The organism is Bradyrhizobium sp. Pa8, assembly GCF_052588265.1.
The window spans coordinates 9,227,169-9,251,087 of record NZ_CP176767.1; the positions used below are offsets into that span (position 1 = coordinate 9,227,169).

24 protein-coding genes and 1 riboswitch are annotated in these 23,919 nt (G+C 65.0%); of the genes, 7 read left to right on the plus strand and 17 right to left on the minus strand.

The annotated features are described in order from the left end of the window. Nucleotides 1–69 precede the first annotated feature (69 nt). From ACKWRH_RS43835 to ACKWRH_RS43850, 4 genes are all read left to right on the plus strand, one after another. Complete coding sequence (locus ACKWRH_RS43835) at nt 70–909, plus strand: helix-turn-helix transcriptional regulator (RefSeq protein WP_445218606.1); 840 nt, start codon at nt 70–72, stop codon at nt 907–909. A 55-nt stretch (nt 910–964) separates the two neighbouring features. Then, the gene (locus ACKWRH_RS43840; protein ID WP_445218607.1) at nt 965–1,324 is read left to right on the plus strand and encodes a VOC family protein; all 360 of its coding nucleotides are present in this window, start codon (nt 965–967) and stop codon (nt 1,322–1,324) included. Nucleotides 1,325–1,576: 252 nt separating this feature from the next. Further along, nucleotides 1,577–1,978 carry an SRPBCC family protein gene (locus ACKWRH_RS43845; protein WP_445218608.1) on the plus strand — a complete coding sequence of 134 codons (402 nt, stop codon included), beginning with the start codon at nt 1,577–1,579 and terminating at the stop codon, nt 1,976–1,978. Nucleotides 1,979–2,078: 100 nt separating this feature from the next. Next, on the plus strand, nt 2,079–2,588 hold the full coding sequence (locus ACKWRH_RS43850; RefSeq protein WP_445218609.1) for a hypothetical protein: 510 nt from the start codon (nt 2,079–2,081) through the stop codon (nt 2,586–2,588). Here the strand turns inward: ACKWRH_RS43850 and ACKWRH_RS43855 are convergent. The 4 genes from ACKWRH_RS43855 to ACKWRH_RS43870 form a co-directional block, all read right to left on the minus strand. Next, on the minus strand, nt 2,585–4,027 hold the full coding sequence (locus ACKWRH_RS43855) for an MATE family efflux transporter (protein ID WP_445218610.1): 1,443 nt from the start codon (nt 4,025–4,027) through the stop codon (nt 2,585–2,587). The two genes, ACKWRH_RS43850 and ACKWRH_RS43855, sit on opposite strands and share 4 nt — an antisense overlap. A gap of 162 nt (nt 4,028–4,189) precedes the next feature. Continuing rightward, nucleotides 4,190–5,242 carry a hypothetical protein gene (locus ACKWRH_RS43860; protein WP_445218611.1) on the minus strand — a complete coding sequence of 351 codons (1,053 nt, stop codon included), beginning with the start codon at nt 5,240–5,242 and terminating at the stop codon, nt 4,190–4,192. A 104-nt stretch (nt 5,243–5,346) separates the two neighbouring features. Continuing rightward, complete coding sequence (locus ACKWRH_RS43865; RefSeq protein WP_445218612.1) at nt 5,347–5,754, minus strand: PAS domain S-box protein; 408 nt, start codon at nt 5,752–5,754, stop codon at nt 5,347–5,349. Between the two features lie 238 nt (nt 5,755–5,992). Continuing rightward, nucleotides 5,993–7,129: a 2'-deoxycytidine 5'-triphosphate deaminase gene (locus ACKWRH_RS43870; protein WP_445218613.1), complete on the minus strand. Its 1,137-nt coding sequence runs from the start codon at nt 7,127–7,129 to the stop codon at nt 5,993–5,995. Between the two features lie 80 nt (nt 7,130–7,209). Next, a riboswitch (SAM riboswitch) is annotated at nt 7,210–7,289 on the plus strand. Between the two features lie 74 nt (nt 7,290–7,363). On the opposite strand from ACKWRH_RS43870, the gene ACKWRH_RS43875 reads away from it, so the two are divergent. After that, on the plus strand, nt 7,364–8,551 hold the full coding sequence (locus ACKWRH_RS43875; protein WP_445218614.1) for an O-succinylhomoserine sulfhydrylase: 1,188 nt from the start codon (nt 7,364–7,366) through the stop codon (nt 8,549–8,551). 174 nt (nt 8,552–8,725) lie between these two features. On the opposite strand, the gene ACKWRH_RS43880 is transcribed toward ACKWRH_RS43875, so the two are convergent. From ACKWRH_RS43880 to ACKWRH_RS43890, 3 genes are read right to left on the minus strand one after another with little or no spacing between them, the layout of a single operon-like run. Beyond that, nucleotides 8,726–9,715 carry an SGNH/GDSL hydrolase family protein gene (locus ACKWRH_RS43880; protein WP_445218615.1) on the minus strand — a complete coding sequence of 330 codons (990 nt, stop codon included), beginning with the start codon at nt 9,713–9,715 and terminating at the stop codon, nt 8,726–8,728. Between the two features lie 12 nt (nt 9,716–9,727). Next, on the minus strand, nt 9,728–10,507 hold the full coding sequence (locus tag ACKWRH_RS43885) for an SGNH/GDSL hydrolase family protein (protein ID WP_445218616.1): 780 nt from the start codon (nt 10,505–10,507) through the stop codon (nt 9,728–9,730). Then, nucleotides 10,507–11,772, minus strand: coding sequence for an OpgC domain-containing protein (locus ACKWRH_RS43890; protein WP_445218617.1), 1,266 nt, complete (start codon nt 11,770–11,772; stop codon nt 10,507–10,509). Before ACKWRH_RS43890 ends, ACKWRH_RS43885 begins: the two co-directional genes overlap by 1 nt. Before the next feature lie 180 nt (nt 11,773–11,952). Here ACKWRH_RS43890 and apaG point away from each other — a divergent pair, with 180 nt between their 5' ends. After that, on the plus strand, nt 11,953–12,345 hold the full coding sequence (gene apaG, locus ACKWRH_RS43895) for a Co2+/Mg2+ efflux protein ApaG (RefSeq protein WP_014491305.1): 393 nt from the start codon (nt 11,953–11,955) through the stop codon (nt 12,343–12,345). Between the two features lie 215 nt (nt 12,346–12,560). Here apaG and ACKWRH_RS43900 read toward each other — a convergent pair whose 3' ends face one another. From ACKWRH_RS43900 to ACKWRH_RS43910, 3 genes are all read right to left on the minus strand, one after another. Beyond that, nucleotides 12,561–13,568: an Hsp33 family molecular chaperone gene (locus ACKWRH_RS43900; protein ID WP_445218618.1), complete on the minus strand. Its 1,008-nt coding sequence runs from the start codon at nt 13,566–13,568 to the stop codon at nt 12,561–12,563. A 295-nt stretch (nt 13,569–13,863) separates the two neighbouring features. Next, a complete protein-coding gene (argF, locus tag ACKWRH_RS43905; RefSeq protein ID WP_014491303.1) occupies nt 13,864–14,787 on the minus strand; it encodes an ornithine carbamoyltransferase in 924 nt (307 codons plus the stop codon). Beyond that, entirely contained in the window at nt 14,787–15,995 is a 1,209-nt protein-coding gene (locus ACKWRH_RS43910) for an aspartate aminotransferase family protein (RefSeq protein ID WP_212095151.1), read from the minus strand. The genes argF and ACKWRH_RS43910 overlap by 1 nt, the downstream gene beginning before the upstream one ends. Nucleotides 15,996–16,451: 456 nt before the next feature. On the opposite strand from ACKWRH_RS43910, the gene ACKWRH_RS43915 reads away from it, so the two are divergent. Beyond that, on the plus strand, nt 16,452–16,964 hold the full coding sequence (locus ACKWRH_RS43915; RefSeq protein ID WP_014491301.1) for a GcrA family cell cycle regulator: 513 nt from the start codon (nt 16,452–16,454) through the stop codon (nt 16,962–16,964). Between the two features lie 237 nt (nt 16,965–17,201). Here ACKWRH_RS43915 and phoB read toward each other — a convergent pair whose 3' ends face one another. The 7 genes from phoB to ACKWRH_RS43950 form a co-directional block, all read right to left on the minus strand. Then, nucleotides 17,202–17,909 (minus strand): phosphate regulon transcriptional regulator PhoB, encoded by a 708-nt coding sequence (gene phoB, locus ACKWRH_RS43920; protein ID WP_014491300.1) that lies wholly within the window; start codon nt 17,907–17,909, stop codon nt 17,202–17,204. A 14-nt stretch (nt 17,910–17,923) separates the two neighbouring features. Next, nucleotides 17,924–18,640: a phosphate signaling complex protein PhoU gene (phoU, locus tag ACKWRH_RS43925; protein ID WP_445218619.1), complete on the minus strand. Its 717-nt coding sequence runs from the start codon at nt 18,638–18,640 to the stop codon at nt 17,924–17,926. A gap of 11 nt (nt 18,641–18,651) precedes the next feature. Then, a complete protein-coding gene (pstB, locus tag ACKWRH_RS43930) occupies nt 18,652–19,473 on the minus strand; it encodes a phosphate ABC transporter ATP-binding protein PstB (protein WP_254123879.1) in 822 nt (273 codons plus the stop codon). Beyond that, nucleotides 19,470–20,315, minus strand: a complete 846-nt coding sequence (gene pstA / locus ACKWRH_RS43935) for a phosphate ABC transporter permease PstA (protein WP_445218620.1) — start codon at nt 20,313–20,315, stop codon at nt 19,470–19,472. The genes pstB and pstA overlap by 4 nt, the downstream gene beginning before the upstream one ends. Nucleotide 20,316: 1 nt before the next feature. Further along, entirely contained in the window at nt 20,317–21,306 is a 990-nt protein-coding gene (gene pstC / locus ACKWRH_RS43940) for a phosphate ABC transporter permease subunit PstC (protein WP_445222586.1), read from the minus strand. A gap of 143 nt (nt 21,307–21,449) precedes the next feature. Next, entirely contained in the window at nt 21,450–22,463 is a 1,014-nt protein-coding gene (pstS, locus tag ACKWRH_RS43945; RefSeq protein ID WP_445218621.1) for a phosphate ABC transporter substrate-binding protein PstS, read from the minus strand. A gap of 144 nt (nt 22,464–22,607) precedes the next feature. Next, a complete protein-coding gene (locus tag ACKWRH_RS43950; RefSeq protein ID WP_445218622.1) occupies nt 22,608–23,906 on the minus strand; it encodes an ATP-binding protein in 1,299 nt (432 codons plus the stop codon). Nucleotides 23,907–23,919: the final 13 nt, after the last annotated feature.

The following is a 23,919-nucleotide window of genomic DNA, read 5'->3' on the forward strand; positions in this document are numbered from 1 at the left end:
TTTGTCTTTTGGGCATGATCTTGTCGAAAAACCGCTAACACTTTTCCGGATCATGCCTAGATAGGTGGCATGGACGCGACCACGCTGCTGACCACGCAATCGATCACGGTCTCCGAGTTTCGCTGCGATGCGGGGCCGGACGACAAGCCGTTCGCGGAGTGCCGCACCGGGCATTCCATTGCCTATGTCCGCTCGGGCAGCTTCGGCTGCCAGTGCCGCGCCGGCTTCTTCGAGCTGGTGGCGGGCTCGATGCTGGTCGGCGCTCCCCGCGAGGAATACACCTGCACGCATGAGCATGTCAGCGGCGACGTCTGCCTGGGCTTCTTCTTCAGCGAAGACCTGGTCGATGCCCTCGGGGGACGGCGCGAGATCTGGCAGGTCGGCGCGACACCGCCGCTGCCCGAGCTGATGGTGCTGGGTGAGCTCGCCCAGACGGCGGCAGATGGCAACAGTGACCTCGGTCTCGACGAGGTCGGTCAAATTCTGGCCGGCCGCTTCATCGATGTCGTCTCGGGCAAGGCGCGCAAGCCGGCCACGCCCACCGCACGCGACCGCCGCCGCGCAGTCGAAGCCGCGCTGTGGATCGACGCCAACTCGCATGCCGAGGTCGATCTCGAACAGGCGGCGCGGCAGGCGGGCCTCAGTCCGTTCCATTTCCTGCGGCTGTTCTCGGCCGTGCTCGGCGTCACCCCGCATCAATATCTGGTGCGCTCGCGGCTGCGGCACGCGGCGCGGCTGCTGACAGATGATGACATCGCGGTCACCGACGTGGCCTATGACGTCGGCTTCGGCGATCTCTCAAATTTCGTCCGCACCTTCCATCGCGCCGCCGGCGTGTCGCCGACGAAGTTCCGTCAGGCATCGAAGGGCGAGCGCAAGATTCTCCAAGAGCGCGCGACCCTCAACTGAATAGGGTCGTCTCCGGCGCGCGCCGGTCGCGGCGCGCTTTGCAATGGAGACGATCATGTACGACCACATCGGACTGCGTGTTGCCGACCTCGACGCCGCCACGCGCTTCTACACCGCGGTGCTGGCGCCGCTCGGCTACGCCCTCTGCTCCAGCGGCGACGGCTATGCGGGCTTCGGGCCGAAAGGCGAGCCGGCGCTCTGGCTGCACCTGAACAAGGGACGCAAGGCCGACGGCGCGCATATCGCGTTCCGCGCCAAGGACCATGACGCGGTCAAGGCCTTCCACAGCGGGGGCCTGAAGAGCGGCGGCCGCGACAATGGCGGCGCCGGCCCGCGCAAGGACTATAGCCCGAACTACTACGCGGCGTTCCTGATTGATCCCGATGGCAACAACGTCGAGGCGGTTTGCGTGTGAGCGGCGGCCGCCATCGCCTCACACGCTGTCATGCCCCGGCTTGACCGCGGCATCCAGTACGCTGCGGCTTCTCGATTCGATCACAGCGGCCTCTGGAATACTGGATCGCCCGATCCCGTCTCCGCCAAGGGCTTCGCCGGGCCAAGAACTCACTCGGCCGCCGAAGCCTTAGCGAAGGCGGCAAGTCGGGCGATGACACCTGAGATGATGGCCCTATCGCTCGTCGCTCCACATTAATTAAAGGAATCAATCATGGCCTCCATCCACAACGACATTTCCCTCCCCGTTCCCGCCCGCGACGTCTGGGACGCCGTGCGCGATTTCGGTGCGCTGCCTCAGCGGCTGGCGCCGGGCTTCGTCACCGCCTGCACGCTCGACGGCGATGCACGCATCGTCACCTTCGCCAATGGATCAGTGGCGCGCGAGATGCTGGTCGATTGCGACGACGCGCGGCAGCGGCTGGTCTACGCCATCAACAACGAGCGGCTGAGGCATTACAGCGCCTCGGTGCAGGTGATCGCCGAGAGCGAGGCGAGCTGCCGCCTTGTCTGGATCATCGACATGCTGCCGAACGAGCTAGCGGCCTACGTCCAGGGGCAGACCAAGGACGCCGTCGCCGCGATACACCTGGCGTTCCCGGCTGTGGCTGCGTGATCTTTCTCACAGAGCCCTGCCCTCGCCGGCCCTAACCATGGCCGCGTGCGTCCGGTTGGCTCCGCTCTCCCGGCGGTGCCACGCACGCGAGGAGCAGGCCATGAGAGGTGCGGACAAGGTGATCTGCCAGGCAGCCGCCGTGCTGCTGCTGTTTTCGATCTCGAGCGCGCCGGCAAAGGCGCAGTTCCTCGGCAGCGGAGGTGCCGGCGGCGAGGACATGATGACCCAGATGGCGCCGATGCTGGAGATGATGAAGGCGAAGATGGGCAAGCGCCGCTTCGCCATGCTGATGCAGACCATGGGTCCGATGATGAGCCGGATGATGGAGAACGGCGGCGGCGGGCTCGGCGGCATGATGGGGGGCGGTGGCGGCCTGGGTGGCCTCGGCGGCGGCAATCTCGGCGGCGGCTTTGGTGCGCCGAACTACGGCAGCTACACGCCGGTGGGCGGTGGCGGCTACATGCCGACCGGAATGGGCGGCATGGGCGGCGGCGATATCATGGGCATGCTCGGCGGCTCCGGCGGCGGCGACATGATGGCGATGATCCCGCAATTGATGCGGCTCGCCAATGCCGGCGGTGGCGGCCATCGCCGCCACAGGCACCGCTAGTCGGCAGCCGAAAGAGCCGGCCTGATCGCAGGCTTGCTCTCGCGCGGCCCCCAGCGTGTCAGCACCACGCTGGAGCACGAGAGCAGGCCGAGCACGACCATCGAGCTGGCGGCCAGCCAGAAGAAACTCTGCGCGGTGGCGTCATGCGTCGACAGCCACCAGCCGATCGCCGCGATGTAGATCAGGCGCGCGGTCTGCGCCAGCACCGGCCCGATCACCTTGGCTGCGCCTTGCGAGGAGAAGTACATCGTCGTTGCAAGGCCGAAGAAGGCGTAGAACGGTCCGACCGTCGAGAGATATTGATGGCTCGCCGCGCGCACGGCCGCGCTGTCGGTGAAGATGTTGACCCAGAGATCGGGGAAGATCGCAACGAGGCACGCCGGCGCGCCGACCGCCACGAAAGCGGCAGCACTGGCGATCCAGGCGATACGCCGGGCGCGCGCGATGCGGCCCGCGCCGATCGCCATCCCAACCATTGGGACACAGGCGATGCCGAACGAGAACGCGATCGAGGTCAGCAGGAATTCCAGCCGCGCGCCGATGCCATAGCCGGCGAGAATCGCGGTGCCGAACTTCGCCAGCATGTGGGTGAAGATCGAGATCGTCAGCACCGATTGCAGCGGCGAGAAGCAGGCGATCGCCCCCACTTTCAGGATGTCGAAGAACATCACCCATTGAATGCGCAGGCCGCGCAGCCTTGGAACGACGCGCGCGCGGCCCGAGAAGAGGTACCACCCCATGATGCAGATGTTCATCGAATAGGCGATCAGTGCACCGGCCGCGACACCGCGCATGCCGAGCTGCGGCACCGGCCCGAGGCCGAGACCCAGCGTGCCTCCGAGCACGACCTGCCAGGCCGCCGAATTGAGAATCAGGAACGACGGCAACTTCATGTTGCCGGTCCCGCGCAACACGCCGGCCATGGTGTTGAGCAGCCAGGGCAGCACGGCCCCGCCGAAAAACACCTGCGTGTAGGCGATCGCATGCGTCAGCACATCACCGCGTCCGCCGAGCAGCTCGAGTACATGCGGTCCGAAGATCAGCATGCCCAGCATGAAGACGAGGCCGAAGGTGATACCGATCAACAGCGCATGCGCGGCGAGCGTGCCGGCGCGATCGCGATCGCCGGCGCCGAGCGCTCGCGCAATGGCGGAGGCTACCGCGCCGCCCATGGCGCCGCCGGACATCGTCATGGTCAGGATCACTGTCGGAAACACCAGCGCCATTGCCGCCAGCGCTTCGACGCCAAGCCGGCCGATATACGAGGTCTCCGCGATTACCACACAGGTGCCGGCCGACAGCGCGACCACGTTCGGCCAGGCGAGGCCGAGCAGCGTGCGCAGAATCGGCCCGTCCATCAGCGCGCTTCGTACCGGCCGCGGAGGCGGCGGCAACGGACGCTCTTGTTCATCGACCGGGATTTCGGCGATGTCGGACATGTCCTCTCCCGGGCGCAGGCCATTTGCGGCGCGGCAATGCGTAGGTGTGCCAATAAATTTCTTCGCGCGGAAGGCGCGGCGACAGGCTTAGCACGGCAATTGCCGATTCCTCCTGCGCCGGATGCAGGCGTGCCCTGCGGCAGCGCATTTCAAGTGGTGGAATTACTCAATGGTCCACACCAGCGGCGGCCGACCGCCCGCTGTCGGGCGCAGGTGCACGCCGATGTGCCGGCCGCATCCGGCAGCGAGCCCCTCGAACAGACCTTCCAGCACCTTGGTGCAGGCGCGATGATAGTCGGCGACGTTATCCATCAGCTTCCAGCTCTGCTGGCGAAATTCAAACGTGCCTTCTGATGCCGTCGTCTCGGCAGAGTCATCCTGCGCGGCAAACAGCGCATTCAGGAACGCTGCGAACTCGCGTGCGCCACCGCGGCTCATAGACAGCGCCGCTGCGACCTCGTCAAAATACTGCATCCCGATCAGCTTGCCGGTGAGGTGCAGGAGATAGCCGGCGTCTTCCGGGCCGAACAACTGCACCATGACGGGCGCTGCGGTGCGCACATATTCCATCGCGTAGTTGCGGTAGGCCTTTTCCAGCCGCGGCTTCGGCCAGCTCGCGACGGGCAAGGCAGGCGCGGCCTTCGCGTCGAACAACGGCGCTTCCAGATGGCGCGCGAACACCAGGCGCTGATCCAGCTCGAGCGGGTGGTCGTACTGATAATAATAGCCTTCGAGCCCGTCCTGACCGTCAACGCTCTGCTTGGTGCAGACGAAGCCGAGCCTGAGATCGCCGAGCGCGACGCCATTGTTGGCGTGCCAACCGCGCAGCATCGCGCGCGAGACCTCGCCCGGCACGCCGCAGATCGCGGCGCCCTTCCAGATCCAGCGCGGCGGCGGGTAGCGGATCCAGGCTTTGCGGTCGCTCTCATACATGTATTCGACATGCACGCCGCCGATCCAGTTGGAGAGATAATGATATTGCGCGGCGGCCACCGCCGGCGGCAGATGACTGAGACCGAGCTTTTCGAGCCCCGGCAGGAAGCGCTCCTGCTGCTGGCGGCGAAACACGCGGAAGACGAATTCGGCAGCATCCGCCGTGCCGCGCCGCGTGACGACGGTCAGGATGAGGCCGGTGAAGTAGGCGTGATAGAGGTCGGCGACCGCGCGCCAGCGCTTCCATTGCGCTTCTTGTGCTGCGTCTGATGCGGTGGTCATATTCGCTCCCGATCGTTGTTTTGATCGAGTGTGTCACTGCGACCGGTACGAGGCAACCTGACGCTCAAGCAGAGCGCCCTGCACGCCCGCCCGTCAATTCCGCATCACGAATTTTGCGCAAGCCTAGCCGCGCGCTCGCGCTCGATGCGTTCGGTGACGTCGCGCGCCATCGCGACCGATCCAACCACGGCACCGCCGGCATCGCGCACCAGCGCGAAGGTCATCTCGATGTAGAGCTTGCGTCCGCTCTTGTGTAGAGCGCGGGTCAGCGTCGGCCTGCCCGCGAGCTTCATCGCCCCGGTGGCAAGCGCAGCTTCGAAGCCCTTCCAGTGCGCGGCACGCAGATGTTCGGGAATGATCAGATCGAGGTTTTGGCCGAGCGCTTCGTCGGCGGAGATGCCGAACAAGGCGGTCGATGCACGATTCCAGCGCGTGATGGTGCCGGCGCGATCCGAATAGATCAGCGCGTCCGCGACGTCATCGAGGATTCTTGCGTCGAGTTGATCTGTCACTTCACCACCTCGCACGTAGCTGGATTTCGCTTCGCATCCTGACACACATTCGGTGTCATCGCCCGACTTGCCGCCTTCGCTAAGGCTTCGGCGGCCGAGTGAGTTCTTGGCCCGGCGAAGCCCTTGGCGGAGACGGGATCGGGCGATCCAGTATTCCAGAGGCATCTGTTGTAGAGCCGATAGGTCGCGGCAGACTGGATGCCCCGGTCAAGCTGGGGCATGACAGTAGAGTGTGGAGCTACACCCGAAAATGCTTCGATAGTTTGAGGCCCTGCGCCTGGTAGTTCGAACCGATGCGCTGGCCGTACATCGCGTCGGGGCGCGCCAGCATCTTCTCGTAGACGAGACGGCCGACGATCTGGCCGTGCTCGAGGATGAACGGCACTTCGCGCGAGCGCACTTCGAGCACGGCGCGCGATCCCTGCCCGCCGGCGCCGGCATAGCCGAAGCCGGGATCGAAGAAGCCGGCATAGTGCACGCGGAACTCGCCGACCAGGGGATCGAACGGCACCATCTCCGCGGCGTAATCGGGCGGCACCTGCACGGCTTCCTTGGAGGCGAGGATGTAGAACTCACCGGGGTCGAGGATCAGGCTGCCGTCGGGACGCGCCGAGATCGGCTCCCAGAAATCCTCCACGGCATATCCGGAGCGGCGGTCGACGTCGACAACACCGGTGTGGCGCTTGGCGCGATAGCCGACGAAGCCGTTGGCCTTCTCGCCGGAGAGGTCGACGGAGACGGCGACGCCGCCGGTGAGATCGGCATCGTCGAGATCGACGAGACGCTCGGTCGCATGCAGCGCCTCGAGCTCGTCGATGTTGAGGATGGCATCTCCGGTGCGGAAGCGCACCTGGCTCAAGCGCGAGCCCTCGCTGACCAGCACCGGAAACGTCTTCGGGCTGATCTCGGCGTAGAGCGGGCCGTGATAGCCGGCGCCGATCATGTCGAAGCGGCGAGTGCCGTCGGCGATGACGCGGGTGAAGACATCGAGCCGGCCGGTCGAGCTTTTCGGGTTGGCGGCCGCGACGATCTCCGGCGGCAACGCCAGGCTTTCCAAGAGCGGCACGATGTAGACGCAGTTGGTCTCCAACACCGCGCCATCGGTGAGGCTGAACTCATGCAACTTCAACTCGTCGATGCGCTCGGCGACGGTCGCGCCGGGACCCGGCAGGAAGCTGGCGCGAACGCGATAGGCGATGTCGCCGAGGCGGAGGTCGAGGCTCGCTGGCTGGATCTGGCTCTCGACGAAATCGTAGGCAGGCAGGATCAGCCCCGCTTCCGCCATCGCCGCAATCATGCGGTCGGGCAGGATACCATTGGCGTCGGCGGCGACCGTGAACGTCAACCGGGGATCCTCATCAGGGGTCAAACGCATCCCGACATGCGGGAAATATTAGCGTTTTACGGCTAGCCGATGGACGTCTTGACGGAAAGGGCATTGCGGAATATGAGCATGACTTATCCCGTGGTGATTTGAGCCGGCCGGCTTGCAGCCACGTTAAATAAGTCGCTAAACAGGCCGGGGACCTCTGTGATCCCGGCCCGTGGAGATATCCAGGCCGGTTTTTTTGTGACCGTTTTCGACGAGACGGTCATGTCGGAGGTACCTATGTCGAAGTCGCCTGCCACTTACCGTCCTGAAACCCGCCTGGTCCATTCCGGCACCCTGCGCTCACAATATGGCGAGACGTCAGAGGCGCTGTTCCTGACCCAGGGCTACGTCTACAACAGCGCCGAGGAGTGCGAGGCGCGGTTCAAGGGCGAGGACCCCGGCTTCATCTATTCGCGCTATTCCAACCCGACCATCTCGATGTTCGAGCGCCGCATGATCGAGCTCGAAGGCGCCGAAGCGGCACGCTCGGCGGCGACCGGCATGGCCGCGGTGACGACCGCGATCCTGGCGCCGCTGAAGGCCGGCGATCATGTGGTGGCCTCGCGCGCCCTGTTTGGCTCGTGTCTCTACGTCATTCAGGATCTCTTGCCGCGCTACGGCATCGAGACCACGCTGGTCGACGGCCTCGATCTCGACCAGTGGCAGCGCGCGCTTAAGCCGAACACCAAGACGTTCTTCCTGGAGAGCCCGACCAACCCGACGCTCGACGTGCTCGACATTCCAGGGATAGCCGAGATCGCGCACAAGGGCGGCGCGCGGCTCGTCGTCGACAACGTGTTCGCGACGCCGATCTGGCAGAGCCCGCTCGCGTTAGGGGCCGACGTCGTGGTCTATTCCGCGACCAAGCACATCGACGGCCAGGGCCGCTGTCTCGGCGGCATCATCCTGTCGTCGGAAGCGTTCATCGCCGAGCACATCCACAATTTCATGCGCCAGACCGGCCCGTCGATCTCGCCGTTCAACGCGTGGGTCCTGCTCAAGGGCCTGGAAACGCTCGGCGTGCGCGTGCGCGCGCAGACCGAGACGGCGGGACGCATCGCCGACGTGCTGGCGAGCCATCCGAAGATTTCGCGCCTGGTCTATCCCGGCCGCGCCGACCATCCGCAGGCGGCTCTCGTGAAGAAGCAGATGCGCGGCGGCTCGACCCTGGTCGGCTTCGAGGTCAAGGGCGGCAAGCAGGGTGCGTTCCGCGTGCTCAACGAGCTCAAGCTTGCAAAAATCTCGAACAATCTCGGCGATGCCAAGAGCCTCGTCACGCATCCGGCGACCACGACGCATCAGCGCCTGAAGCCGGAGGACCGCGCCGCGCTCGGCATCAGCGAGGGTTTTATTCGCTTCTCGGCGGGGCTCGAGCATGCGGATGATCTGATCGAGGATCTCACGGCAGCGCTGGAGAAGGCGTGACCTTTACCCTCCCCTGGAGGGGGAGGGTCGGCTCACATGAGCACAGCGAAATGTGAGACGGGGTGGGGTGACAGTCTCTCCGCATCGAGCGCTGCCCGAGTGGAGAGATCACCCCACCCCGCTCGCGCTTCGCGCGATCGACCCTCCCCCTCCAGGGGAGGGTGAGGCGAAAGCCTACATCGGCCGATACGTCCGCACGTCCGCGGGCACGTTGACGCCGAGCTTGATCTGGCCGACGGAGCGGATGATGTCGTCGCCGAGGAGCTGGGCGAAGCAGGCATAGCCCCAATCGTTCATGTGCAGACCGTCGGCGATCACGAAACTCTCGACCGGGATCGATTGATTCTCGTGCCAGTCGCGCATCACCTCGAAGCGGGGGAAGATGCCGACGTGACGGAGTTCGGCGACCTTGCCGAGCAGCTGCACCATCTTGCCGGCGCTCTCCTTGCGCTGGTTCACGGCCGGCGAGTATTGCGGATCGACCAGCACGATGTCGGCGCCGCCGGCGGCCTGGATGCGGGAGATGCCGTCCTCGACCATCTTGGCGGTGTCACCGGGATCGAGATTGCGCAGCACCGCATTGGTGCCGACCTGCCAGATCACGAGATCCGGATGCACGTCGATCACTTCCTTCTGGAGGCGCGTCATCATCTCGGGCGCGTCCTCGCCGCCGACGCCGGCGTTGATGACGGTGATGTCGGCGGTCGGATATTGCCGGCGGAGCTGCGCGGCGAGACGGTTCGGATAGTTGAAATCGGGCGAGCTCGCGCCATAGCCTGCCGTCGACGACGAGCCGAACGCGACGATCGCCACGGGTTTGCCGGCGGCGAGCTTGCCCGCGACATGCGGCAGCGAGCCCATCGTCTTCGAGCCCCCCTTCGGCGCGAGGCAAGGCACGCGGCTGAAAATGTCCCCGGCGGATTTCGCGACCTGCTTCACCTTGTCGATGGCGCGGGCGGTCACGCCGCGCTGTTCGTGGGACGTCGCGGCGACGGTGGTCTGGGAGGGCGAAGCGGGAGCCGGACTAGCGGCCTGCTGCGGCGCGGGCGTTGCCTGCGTGGCCTGCGCCTGCACCGGTGCCAGCGACACCGGCGTCAGCAACAGCAGAGCCGCTACGGGGACAGCCAGCCATGCCGTCAGGCAAAAAGGGCGGAGAGAACTCATTAACGCTAGACCTCAATTTTGCTGCTCAGCCGGCCCCAGATGGGCTGCGTCGATCACGAACTGTGCCAACGCCCGGCCAAGGCAATCATGGACCTGTTTCGCCAGCTCTGGCCCGCGGGACGGGCTGAACAGGTCGAACTGACCCTGATCATTCCACTGCCGCATGATCGCGAAACGGTCGAACAGCGGGATGTCATGCTCCTGCGCCACCACCCGCATATTGTCGAGATAGGGCGGCACCGAGATCATGGTTTCGGTACGCGGGCTGTACTGCAAATTCATCAACACGACGTCAGCCCCTGCTTTTTGCAGCGCGGAAACCCCTTCGGTCACCGCCCCGCGAAAATCATCGGGATCGATCGCTCGGATAGCATCGACCGTCCCGGTCTGCCAGATGACCAAAGTAGGCCTTCTTGCTTCCAGCAGCTTAACGAAGGTGGCGGCCGCCTCCTCGGCCGTCTTCTTGCTCTGTATTTCTACGGAGACATGCACGGCCTCCGACGGCAGCAGCCTGTCCTTCAAAATGGCCTGCATGCGCGCTGGATAGGAGCTGTCCTCCGAGGCCGGAATCGTGGTCGAACGGCTGCCGATGACCAGGATTTCCAGCGGTTTGCCGGCCTTGATGGCATCGGCGACCCTTGGAAGCTGGCTTTCAGTGGTGAGCAGATAGGATGGCAATTCGCAGGCCGGGGGGGCGGCCGGAGCAGTCGACGCAGCATCGCCCGCGCGCGCCAGGGGCGCGGCGAGGTTACCGCACAGCAGGACCAGGCTCAGGAGAACCTTCGCCTTCATCAGCCCCCTCCCGCCAGATCGGCGTTGCCGACGGCGTTTTTGGTTTTCGCACCGCTCTTGTCAGCCACGCGCTTGTACCACGAAATCACCCAGGCAACGCCCCACATGATCAGGATTCCGGAGAGACTAATCAGCGCATGCATGGCTGCGCCGCCGGAGACTTCGGCCAGGATGAAATGGCCGGCGAAGGCGAGGAAGACGCCGAGACAAAAGATCTCCAGGGAATGCTGGCCGCAGAGGATCAGCGGCCGCAGCCAGGCCGATTTCAAGCCAGGCCATTCCCGGGGCAGGAAGCGAACGGTGAGTGCGGCGAACGCCAGGAAATGCGTGAAGCGCAGCACGTCGAGATCGGCCTTGTCGATCGGATACATCCATTGCTCGAGCCGCTTCGGCATGAAGTGGGAGAGCTGCGGCACATACCAGGTCAGCGTCACGTAGAACGCCGCGACCAGATAGGCGATCGATATCCACATCGTGACGCGGGACGCCAGGATGCGCGACATGCGTCGCGCACCTCCGAGCGCACACCATGCACCGAATACGAAAAGCAATTGCCAGGCGAAGGGATTGAACGCCCAGAAGCCGTTCGGATAGGCCGACAGATAGAGGTCGTATTCCCAGGTCACCGCGTAGAGCACGACCGAGAGGCCGAGCGTCACGTCGGGCCGCCATTTCATCAGCCACAAGATCAAGGGCAGCGCCAGCATCAGCACGATATAGAGCGGCAACACGTCCATGTTGACCGGACGAAAGCGCAGCAGCAGCGCCTGCACGATCGTGACGTCGGGCTGCTTGAGGAAATCCATGATGCCCATCTCTTCGGTATAGAGCGGGTTCTCGAACCTGGTCGCAACGTAGGAGATTTCGGCGAGGAAGATCGTGAACAGAAAGACGTGGGCGACATAGATCTGCCAGACGCGCCGCAGGATGCGCGCGGTCGCGACGACGAAGCCGCTTTCGAGCATGGCACGACCGTAGACGAACGCCGCGGTATAGCCGGAGATGAAGATGAAGATCTCGGTGGCGTCGCTGAAGCCGTAATTGCGGATCGTGAACCAGGTCAAAAGGCTCGGCGGCAGATGGTCGACGAAGATCAGCCACAGCGCGAGCCCGCGGAACAGGTCGAGCCGGAGCTCGCGCTCGCCGATGGCGGGCAGCGTGATGGCCGGCGCGGCGGAGCGCGGCTTCGCCTCCGCAGGTCTGGCCTCCGCAGGCTTGCCGGTTCCCGCGATCGTCGATCCCGTCACTTGGTCGGCAATGGTCATCGGGGCCCGAAACCCTTCCGCAAATCGCGACGTGTCAAGGAGTGTACAGGTCCATCCGTCGTCTCGCAAAGCGGCTGGATCACATTGGGGTCTACTTCCTCGGCAATTCTGGCGGCACGATGTCGCCAAAACCGCCTGCGGGCGTTGGTTCCCGGCCGCATTTTCGTTATGATGGCGGCCATGTATCGCGCCGTGACCCGCCAGATCGAAGTGACCGTCGAGCCGAACTTTGTTCCGGAGCAGTCGTCGGCCGACCGCTCCCGCTATTTCTGGTCCTACACCATCGTCATCACCAATTCCGGCGACGAAACCGTGCAGCTGAAGACGCGGCACTGGATCATCACCGACGCCACCGGCCGCCAGCAGGAGGTCAGGGGCGAGGGCGTCGTCGGCGAGCAGCCGACCCTGGCTCCCGGCGAGCGCTTCGAATACACCTCCGGCGTGCCGCTCGCGACCGCCTCGGGCTTCATGACCGGCCGCTACCAGATGGTCAGCGAAAGCGGCGAACGCTTCGAGATCGACGTGCCGACGTTCTCGCTGGACAGCCCGGACAACAAGCGGGTGTTGAACTAGCGCGGGTGGGCAAAGGCGCAAAGCGCCGTGCCCACCATTCCGAACGTGGCGCATAAGATGGTGGGCACGCTGCGCTTTGCCCACCCTACGATGTCCGAACACTTGGCGGGCAGCCTCCACATCGTCATTGCGAGCGTAGCGAAGCAATCCAGAGTCTTTCCGCGGTGGGATTCTGGATTGCTTCGCTGCGCTCGCAATGACGGAGGATGCTACGCCTACGCACCCTCCACGCCCGCCTCGGGCGGCGTGAACTGATACACCGACGAGCAGAACTCGCAGGTCACGACAACCTTGTCGTCCTTGACCATGGCGGCGCGGTCGTCAGGGGAGAAGCTCTTCAGCATCGCACCAACCGCGTCGCGCGAGCAGGAGCATTGCGCCTTCAGCACCAGCGGATTGAACACACGCACGCCGCGCTCGTGGAACAGGCGGAACAGGAGCCGCTCGCCGGAGAGTTCGGGATCGATCAGCTCGACGTCCTCGACGGTCTCGACCAGCGAACGCGCCTCGACCCAGGCGTCGTCTTCGGCGACAGCATGCACCTCGGCGCCTTCGGGCGCATCGCCGGGATGCAGATCGGCCTGCCGCGCGCGCTCGGGCGCCTTCGGCAGAAACTGCATCAGCATGCCGCCGGCGCGCCAGCGATGCTTGCCGCCGTCGTTCGAGCGCCACTCCTCGCCGACCGCGAGACGCACGCGCGTCGGGATCTGCTCGGAGCGCAGGAAATATTCGTGGGCGGCATCTTCCAGGCTGCCGCCGTCGAGCGCGACCAGCCCCTGGTAGCGGCTCATGTCGGGACCCTGGTCGATGGTCATGGCGAGATGACCGTTACCGAGGAGCGTACCGGAATCTTTGGTCTCGCCGAGGCGCTCAGCATCGTAGCGCGCATAGGCGCGCAGGCGATCCGGCGCCATGTAGTCGACGACCAGGAACGACACCGGACCGTCGGTCTGGGCCTGGAGGATGAAGCGGCCTTCGAACTTCAGCGCCGAGCCGAGCAGCGTCGTCAGCACGATGGCCTCACCGAGCAGCTTGCCCACGGCAGCGGGATAGTCGTGCTTGGTCAGGATCTCGTCGAGCGCGGGACCGAGCCGCACGAGGCGACCGCGCACGTCGAGCGCGTCGACCTCGTAGGGCAGCACGGCGTCATCGATGGGAACCGCTGATGGCGCGCGAACCGGGCCTTCGGGCCCGGTATTCATGTCAGGGGATTGGGAAACCATGGCGCTTTATCTGGGGTCGATGGAGGAAAATGGAAGAGGGCGCGGAGCGCTCCCCGGCATGCAGACTAGATCGCACGAAAGCACGATAAACTCAGGTTATCCCGGGGCGCGCAAAGCGCGAGCCCGGGACCCATAACCACAGGATTACGATGTAACCGGCGACGACCACTCCGAGTCCTCGCCAAGCAACTTCCTGTGGTTATGGATCCCGGATCGGCGCGCCGCTGTGCGGCGCTGGTCCGGGACGACGGCAGTGGATGCGGCCACCGGCGCGGCCACCCGCTCCACCGTCGCGTTACTTCACCGCGTCAAAGCACCAGGCCAGAATGCCCTTCTGCGCATGCAGGCGGTTTTCGGCCTCGTCGAACACGACCGATTGCGGGCCGTCGATCACTTCGTCCGTGACTTCCTCGCCGCGATGGGCGGGCAGGCAATGCATGAACAGCGCATCGGGCTTGGCCAGCGACATCAGCTTCGAATTGACCTGATAGGGCTTGAGCACGTTGTGACGGTGCTCGCCTTCCTTGTCGCCCATCGACACCCAGGTGTCGGTGACGACGCAGTCGGCCCCCTTCACGGCGGCCTCGGGATCGGTGCCGAGCACGATCGGCGCGCCGGTGGCCTTGATGAAGTCCCGCATCACCTTTTTCGGCGCGAGCTCCGGCGGCGTCGCGACATTGAGCTTGAACTTGAAACGCTCGGCGGCATGCGCCCAGGACGCCAGCACATTGTTGTCGTCGCCGGTCCAGGCCACCGTCCTGCCCTCGATCGGGCCGCGATGCTCTTCGTAGGTCATCAGGTCGGCCATCACCTGGCACGGGTGCGAGCGCCGTGTCAGGCCGTTGATGACGGGCACCGTCGCATATTCCGCCAGCTCCAGCAGGGCCTCGTGATTGAGGATGCGGATCATGATGGCGTCGACATAGCGCGACAGCACGCGCGCCGTGTCGGCGATGGTCTCGCCGCGGCCCAGCTGCATCTCGGCGCCGGTCAGCATGATGGGCTCGCCACCGAGCTGGCGCATGGCGACGTCGAACGAGACGCGGGTGCGCGTGGACGGACGCTCGAAGATCATCGCCAGCGTCTTGCCTTCCAGCGGCTTCACCGGCTGGTGCGCTTTCTGCTTCGCCTTCATGGCGGAGGAGGCCGCGAGCATGCTCTTGAGCTCCGACAACGGGAGCTCGTTGATATCCAGAAAGTGCTTCGGGGACTTGCTCATCAGCTTGCCGCCCGCTTGGTCTGACTGGACGAGATCGCGGCGCAGGCGCGTTCGAGCCGCCCGACGCTGTCCTCGATCTCGGCTTCGGTGACGATCAAGGGCGGCAGGAAACGCACGACATTGTCGCCGGCACCGACCGTGAGCAATTTTTCGTTGCGCAATGCCGCGCCGAGATCGCCTGACGGCACCACGGCCTTGATGCCGATCAGAAGGCCTTCGCCGCGCACTTCGCTGACGATGTCGGGATAACGATCGATCACGGAGGCGAGCTTCTGCTTGAGCAGCAGCGACATCTTCTGCACGTGGTCGAAGAAGCCGGGCTTGAGCATGACGTCGAGCACGGCGTTGGCAGCCGAGATCGCGAGCGGATTGCCGCCGAAGGTCGAGCCGTGCGAGCCGGGCCCCATGCCGGCAGCCGCGTCCGCGGTCGCCAGCACCGCGCCGATCGGGAAACCGCCACCGAGCGCTTTGGCCAGCGACATCACGTCAGGCGTGACGCCGGTGCGGCGATGCGCGAACAGATCGCCGGTGCGGCCCATGCCGGTCTGCACCTCGTCGAACGCGAGCAGCAGGCCCTTCTCGTCGCAGAGCTGGCGCAACGCCCTCAGGAAGGCGGGCGTTGCTGAACGCACGCCGCCCTCGCCCTGGATCGGCTCGATCAGGATGCCGGCGGTCTGCGGACCGATCGCCTTCTTGACGGCTTCGATGTCGCCATGCGGGACCTGGTCGAAACCGTCCATCGGCGGGCCGAACCCCTCGAGATATTTTGCCGATCCGGTCGCGGCGAGCGTTGCCAGCGTGCGGCCGTGGAAGGCGCCTTCGAAGGTGATGATGCGGTAACGTTCCGGATGACCCTTCGAGAAGTGATGATGGCGGACCAGCTTGATCACACCTTCCAGCGCTTCAGCGCCGGAATTGCAGAAGAACACGAAGTCCGCGAAGCTTTCGTTGCACAGACGCGCGGCAAGCTTCTCGCCGTCCGGGCTCTGGAACAGGTTCGACATGTGCCAGAGTTTGGTGGCCTGCTCCTGCAACGCCTTGACCAACGCAGGATGAGCATGGCCGAGCGCATTCACCGCCACGCCCGAGGTGAAATCGAGATAGCGATCGCCGTTGGTCGCAATCAGCCAGCAGCCTTCGCCGCGCTCGAAACCGAGGTCGGACCTGGCGAAAACGGGGAGCAAATGCGGCGCTGCGCTGTTAGTCATGACGATCACTTGAATGTTGCGGACGGCGTGAGCGTGCATTGCGCAACGCACCATTGACCGGCCCGGAAAACGAAACGTGCCGCCTTTTAAGGGCGGCACGCCCGACTATCTTATGCCTGGTGAAACCGGTGTCAATGCCGCCCGGAAAGCCTCGCGAAACGCAGAATCCGTAGTCTTGCGGTGGCGATTTTGCGTGTTTCCGCCACGGAACATGTGGAAGCGAGTCGGCGGACTCTTGCGCGTGAGTCACGCCATATTGTAGCGTTTGGCTTGTCAGATACGACATCTCGTGCAGCAGTTCTGATCCTCTAAGTCCTCATGTACCGGCGTAAGCGTTCGGGCGCATCTGGTGCGCCCGGCGAGCCTTAAGGGATTCTGGCGGCACGGGTTTTTCGAAGCTTAGGCATTCGCCGTGCGGCCGCCAGGATGGCAGGCGCCGGCGAAGGAAAGGGTGCAATGACCGTTTTGACCTGGTCGGATGATCGCGTCGAGCAGCTGAAAAAGCTCTGGGAGGCCGGACTTTCGGCCAGCCAGATCGCCGCTGAACTCGGCAATGTGACCCGCAATGCCGTGATCGGCAAAGTGCACCGGCTCGGCCTGTCGGGCCGCGCCAAGAGCCCTTCATCGGCAGCGCCCCGGCCGCGCAAGGCGCGCCCCGCCCAGCACATGATGCGGGTGACCCGGCCGATCGCACGCGGCAACACCGCGCTGGCGCAGGCCTTCGAAGTCGAGGTCGAGGCCGAACCGGTCACCTACGACAACGTCGTGCCGATGAGCCAGCGGCTGTCGCTGCTGGAGCTGAACGAGGCCACCTGCCACTGGCCGGTCGGCGATCCCTCGAGCCCGGATTTCTTCTTCTGCGGCGGCAAGGCGCTCTCAGGCCTGCCCTACTGCGCCCAGCACTCGCGCGTGGCGTATCAGCCCGCGGCCGATCGCCGGCGCGCGCCGGCGAAGCCGGGTCCGCGCTGAGTTATCGGAATTCACTGATTGCCAAGACGGCGCCGTCACGCGATGACGGCTCCAATGACTCGGTGTCATCCCCGCGAACGCGGGGATCCATAACCACAGGGCGCAGTTGTTGCGCGAGATGGTCACTTCGAGTCTTCGCCAAACCACGTCCTGTGGTTATGGGTCCCGGGCTCGCGCTGCGCGCGCCCCGGGACGACGGCTGAGCCGCAGCTCGCTAAAACCAACACCCGCTAAAGCTTACGCCTGCTCCGCCTTCGCAAAGCGATCGTCCAGTGCGTAGCCCGCGCCGCGGACGGTGCGGATCGGGTCCTGCTCGCGGCCGAGATTGAGCAGCTTGCGCAGGCGGCCGATATGGACGTCGACGGTGCGCTCGTCGATGTAGATGTCACGACCCCAGACGCTGTCGAGCAGCTGCTCGCGCGAGAATACGCGGCCGGGATGCTCCAGGAAGAACTCCAGCAGGCGATATTCGGTCGGACCGAGATCGATCGGCCGGCCCGAGCGCGCCACGCGGCGCTTGTCGCGGTCGAGCTCGATGTCGCCATAGGCGAGCACGGTGGCGAGCCGCTCCGGGCTGGCGCGCCTGAGCAGGCCCTTCACGCGTGCCAGCAGCTCCGGCACCGAGAACGGCTTGACGATGTAGTCGTCGGCGCCGGTCGCAAGACCCCGCACCCGCTCGCTCTCCTCGCCGCGCGCGGTGAGCATGATAATCGGGAGCTGCTTGGTCTCGGGCCGGGTGCGCAGCCGCCGGCACAGCTCGATGCCGGAAAGGCCCGGCAGCATCCAGTCGAGCACGATCAAATCAGGGATGTGCTCCTTGAGGCGGGTGTCGGCATCGTCGCCGCGCATCACCGTCTCGACGTCATAGCCGTCGCCTTCGAGGTTGTAGCGGAGAAGCTCGGTGAGAGCTTCCTCGTCCTCAACCACCATAATGCGTGCGCCCATGGTGTCGTCGCTCCTTAAGTGTTCGGGACCGTCGTGGCGAAGGTCGTCATGTCGCCCTTCGGCCGCTTGTCGGTGATCGCGTGGCCCTCGATCATGTAGAACACGGTCTCGGCAATGTTGGTGGCGTGGTCACCGATGCGCTCGATGTTCTTGGCGCAGAACATCAGGTGGATGCAGAACGAGATGTTGCGTGGATCCTCCATCATGTAGGTGAGAAGCTCGCGGAACAGCGAGGTGCAGATGGCATCGACTTCCTCGTCGCCCTTCCACACCGCCATCGCCGCCGGCAGATCGTGCGCGGCATAGGCGTCCAGCACCGACTTGACCTGCTGCTGCACGAGGTCGGTCATGTGCTCCAGGCCGCGGAACAGCTTGAGCGGATGGAAATCGGTCTCCAGCGCCGCGACGCGTTTGCCCATATTCTTGGCGAGGTCGCCGATCCGCTCGAGATCGGTCGCGACGCGCATGGCGCCGACGATCTCGCGCAGATCGACCGCCATCGGCTGGCGGCGCGCGATGGTGAGCACGGCGCGCTCCTCGATCTTCTTCTGAAGCGCATCGAGCTCGGCGTCGATGGTCACGACGCGCTGGCCGAGCGCGACGTCGCGGCGGATCAGCGCGTCGACGGAGTCGACGATCATGCGCTCGGCGATGCCGCCCATCTCGGCGACCAGGCGCGTGAGCTCCTGGAGGTCGGTGTCGAAGGCCTTTGCGGTATGTTCAGAACCCATGTTCCGTCTCCTCAGCCGAACCGGCCGGTGATGTAATCCTGCGTGCGCCGGTCGGTCGGCGACGTGAAGATCTTGCTGGTGTCGTCGAACTCGATCAGCTCGCCGAGATACATGAAGGCGGTCTTGTCGGAGACGCGCGCCGCCTGCTGCATGTTGTGGGTGACGATCGCGATCGTGTAGTTCTCGGACAGCTCCTGGATCAGCTCCTCGACCTTGGCGGTCGAGATCGGGTCGAGCGCCGAGCAGGGCTCGTCGAACAAGATCACCTCGGGCCGCACCGCGACCGTGCGGGCGATGCAGAGGCGTTGCTGCTGGCCGCCGGAGAGCGACAGGCCGGAGGCGTTGAGCTTGTCCTTGACCTCGTTCCACAGCGCGCCGCCGCGCAGCGCCTTCTCGACGCGGTCGTCCATCTCGGACTTCGAGATCTTCTCGTAGAGACGGATGCCGAAGGCAATGTTCTCGTAGATCGTCATCGGGAACGGCGTCGGCTTCTGGAACACCATGCCGACGCGGGCGCGCAGCAGATTGAGGTCCAGCTTGGGGTCGAGGATGTTGGTCTGGTCGAGCATGAGCTGACCCGTGACGCGCTGGCCCGGATAGAGGTCGTACATCCGGTTGAAGATGCGCAGCAGGGTGGACTTGCCGCAGCCCGACGGGCCGATGAACGCCGTGACGCGGTTGGTGCCGAGCGCCAGATTGATGTTCTTCAGCGCGTGGTGCTCGCCATAGTAGAAGTTGAGGTTGCGAACCGTCACCTTGGCGGGCGCCTCGGGCAGCGGCTGCGAGCCGTGCTGAACGGCGGGCGTACTGACGGAAACAGACATTTCGCTCATTTTGCAGTCCTCTCGGCGCTAAGAATGCGCGCGCCAATGTTCAGGGCAAGCACGGTCAAAGTGATCAGCAAGGCGCCGCTCCAAGCGAGCTGCTTCCAGTAGGCGTAGGGGCTCTGCACGAAGTTGTTGATGGTAACCGGCAGGTTCGCCATCGTCTTGTTCAGGCCGAGGCTGAAGAACTGGTTCGACAGCGCGGTGAAAAGCAGCGGCGCGGTCTCGCCGGCGACGCGGGCGGTGGCCAGCATCACGCCGGTGATGAGGCCGGAGCGCGCGGCGCGATAAGCGATGCGCTTGATCACCAGCGAGCGCGGCAGGCCGAGCGCGGACGCCGCCTCGCGCAGCGCGTTCGGCACCAGCAGCAGCATGTCCTCGGTCGTACGCAGCACCACCGGAATGACGATGACGGCGAGCGCAAGACTGCCGGCGATCGCCGAGAAACCGCGCATCGGCACCACTACCGCGCCGTAGATGAACAGGCCGATGATGATCGAGGGCGCCGAAAGCAGGATGTCGTTGATGAAACGGATCACCGAGGTCAGCTTGTCGTTGCGGCCGTACTCGGCGAGATAGGTGCCGGCGAACAAGCCGAGCGGCGCGCCGATGCCGACACCGAGCACCGTCATGATCAGCGAGCCGACGATCGCGTTGCGCAGGCCGCCTTCAGTCGAACCCGGAGGCGGAGTGTCCGCGACGAAGATCTCCAGGTTCAAACCCGCAAGGCCGTTGTAGAGCAGCGTGACTAGGATCAGCGCGAGCCAGGTGACGCCAAAGGCGGCGGCGCCGAAGCAGAGCCCGCGGACCACGATGTCCTTGCGGCGGCGGCGTGAATAGATCGGGTTCATGTTATTTTCCCGCTTTCTGGTCCAGCCGCATCAGCATCAGCCGGGCAGCCGCGAGCACGAAGAACGTCAGCACGAACAGCAGGAGACCGAGCAGGATCAGGCCGGACTGGTGCAGGCCGTCACTTTCGGCGAATTCGGACGCGATCGCCGCCGAGATCGTGGTGCCCGGCGCGAAGATCGACGAGGAGATGCGGAACGAATTGCCGATGATGAAGGTCACCGCCATCGTCTCGCCGAGCGCGCGACCCAAGGCCAGCATGACACCGCCGATGACGCCGACGCGGGTGTAGGGGATCACCACACTGCGGACGACTTCCCAGGTGGTGCAGCCGACGCCGTAGGCGGCCTCTTTGAGGACCGGAGGCACCGTCTTGAACACGTCGACCGAGATCGAGGTGATGAAGGGCAGCACCATGATCGCAAGGATCAGCGAGGCGTTGAACAGGCTGAGATAGGACGGCGGTCCCGCGAAGATAGCCCCCAGCACGGGAACGCCGTCGAAGATCTTGATCATGAAGGGCTGGAAGGTGTTGGCCAGGAACGGGCCCAGCACGAAGAAGCCCCACATGCCGTAGATGATCGAGGGGATGCCGGCGAGCAGCTCGATCGCCATGCCGATCGGGCGGCGCGCCCATTGCGGGCAGAGCTCGGTGAGGAAGATCGCAATGCCGAGACCCACGGGAATGGCGATCAGCATCGCAATGAAGGAGGTGACGAGCGTGCCGTAGATCGGTCCGAGCGCGCCGAGAACCGGCGGATCGGCTGACGGCGCCCAGCGCTGCGTCCACAGGAAGGAGATGCCGAATTCCTTCATCGCCGGGAAGGCGCCGACGATCAGCGAAATGATGATGCCGCCGAGGATGAGCAGCACCGAGATCGCGGAGAGCCGCGTGATCCAGTAGAAGGTGACGTCGCCGAGCTTGAAGGCGCTCAAGGCCTTGGCGCGGTCGTACGGTCCGGCGTCGTCGATTACATCGCTCTGAACGGCCATCTCTGCCACGCCGATCCCCTGTGCCCGTTTGATATACGCTTGTTGTCGGTCTTGTTGTCGGTCTTGCGCTCCGGATGCGGCGCGAGGCCGATCCGGAGCGGAGGTCTTGCGAGATCCCGGCGCCCAGTCCGGGACGAGAGCGCTTAGCTCTTGATCTCGGCAGCCCAGGTCTTCTCGATCAGCTGGACGACCGGGTCCGGCATCGGGATGTAGTCGAGCTCTTCAGCCGCCTTGCCGCCGTTCTTGAAGGCCCAGCGGAAGAACTTGATGGCTTCCTGCGAGGCCGCCTTGTCGGTGGCATCCTTGTGCATGAGGATGAAGGTCGCCGCCGTGATCGGCCAGGACTTGTCGCCGGGCTGGTCGGTCAGGATGACGTAGTAGCCCGGAGCCTTGGCCCAGTCGGCGTTGGAAGCAGCGGCCTGGAAGGCCTCGACGGTCGGCTGCACCGGCTTGCCGGCCTTGTTGACGAGACCGGTGTAGGTCAGCTTGTTCTGCTTGGCATAGGCGTACTCGACGTAGCCGATCGAGTTCTTGGTCTGGCTGATGTTGCCCGACACGCCTTCGTTGCCCTTGGCGCCGACGCCGACCGGCCACTCGACGGCGGTACCCTCACCGACCTTGCTCTTCCAGTCCGCGCTGGCCTTGGCGAGGTAGTTGGTGAAGTTGAAGGTGGTGCCCGAGCCGTCCGAGCGGCGGACCACGGTGATCGCGTCCGACGGCAGCTTCACGTTCGGATTGAGCTTCTTGATCGCGGCGTCGTCCCACTTGGTGATCTTGCCGAGATAGATGCTGGCGAGGGTCTCGCCGTCGAACACCATCTCACCGGGCTTCACGCCCTCGATGTTGACGACGGGAACGATGGCGCCCATCACCATGGGCCACTGGACGAGGCCGTCCTTCTCGAGCTGCTCGGCCTTGAGCGGCGCGTCGCTGGCGCCGAAGGTCACGGTCTTGGCCTGGATCTGCTTGATGCCGCCGCCAGAGCCGATCGACTGGTAGTTCAGACCGTTGCCGGTCTCCTTCTTGTAGGCGTCAGCCCACTTGGAATAGATCGGGAACGGGAACGTCGCGCCGGCACCCGTGATGTCGGCAGCAAAGGCCGCCGTCGCCGATGCGGCGACCAAGCCGGCAGCGACGATAGTTTTGATGAAATTCATGGTGGTCTCCATACAGGGGAGCGAAGCGCCGTCCGCGCCCGATCGCGCTCCCCGTGCCGCCCCTTTAGGAGCGGTCGGCTGTGCTTTTACGAAGGTTTCGTGACAGCTGGATGACACATACAAGCGTTTGAAATCGCTTGAATATCAGGTTGAAGCCGTGGTCTTCGCCTGGGGAAAACAGGCCGTGAAAACGGCGCCCTGCTTGGGCACGCTCTCGATCAAAAGCCGGCCGCGATGGCGGTTAAGAATATGTTTCACCAGCGATAATCCGAGTCCCGTCCCACCCTGCGAGCGGCTGTCGCCGACGTCGACCCGGTAGAACCGCTCGGTCAGCCGCGGCAGGTGCTCGGGCGCGATGCCGGGGCCGAAATCGCGGACCATGACCCGGATTTCCTGAGTTCCATCAGTGGCTGCCGCGGCGGCCAGCGACACGATGACACGTCCGCCCGACGCCCCGTATTTGAGCGCGTTCTCGATCAGGTTCTCGAACAGGCGGAGCAATTCCTCGCGGTCGCCCGCGATCATCACCGGGGTCTCAGGTAGATGGGTTTCGACCTCGACCTGGCGCTCCCGCGCCAGCGGCTCGAGCCCGTCGGCGACCTGGAAGATGATCGGCAACAGGTCGACCAGGGTGTCGGGCCGCACATGGGCCGACAGTTCGACCCGCGACAGCGAGAGCAGATCGTCGATCAGGCGCGCCATCCGGGTCGCCTGGTTGTGCATGATGCCGAGGAACCGCTCGCGCGCCTTGGGATCGTCCTTGGCCTGGCCCTGGAGCGTGTCGATGAAGCCCGACAGCGCGGCGAGCGGCGTGCGCAGCTCGTGGCTGGCATTGGCCACGAAGTCTGCGCGCATCTCCTCGACCCGGCGCAGCGGCGTCTGGTCGTGGAAGGTCATCAGCATGCATTTGTCCGCGCCGCCGAAGGAGGTCGGCACCGGCACCGGCGTGATGATCAGCTCCATCCAGCGATCGACCGGGACATGGTCGAGATAGGTCGCGCGCCGCGGTTCGGTGGTGGCGATCGATTCACGCAGCGCCGTGATGATCTCCGGAGAGCGCAGCGCGAACTGGGCGAGCTCGTTCTTGCGCAGCGCCGGCGCCAGCTGGGCGGCAGCGGCATTGAGATGGATGACACGCCCGGCGCGGTCGAGCAGCACCGCCGGATCCGGCATGCCGGCGACGACCGCGGCCACCGCCGCGCTCTCGACCGGGTTGACGCGGCGGGTGTCGTCGCGCGAGGCGGCATTGTCGTGCAGCCGCCAGGGGATCAGCGCCGCGGCCGCGATGCAGAGGAACACCGTGGCCGCCCGCATCACCGACAATTCGCCGAGCGAGACCACCACCGACAGCGTCAGCGCCGCGGCGATCAGGATGACGGTCGAGTGCCGCAGCCGGTCGGACCAGGGCTGCGCGGAGGGAGAAGATGGGGCGTCGATCGCCATCGGGGCGGACTTC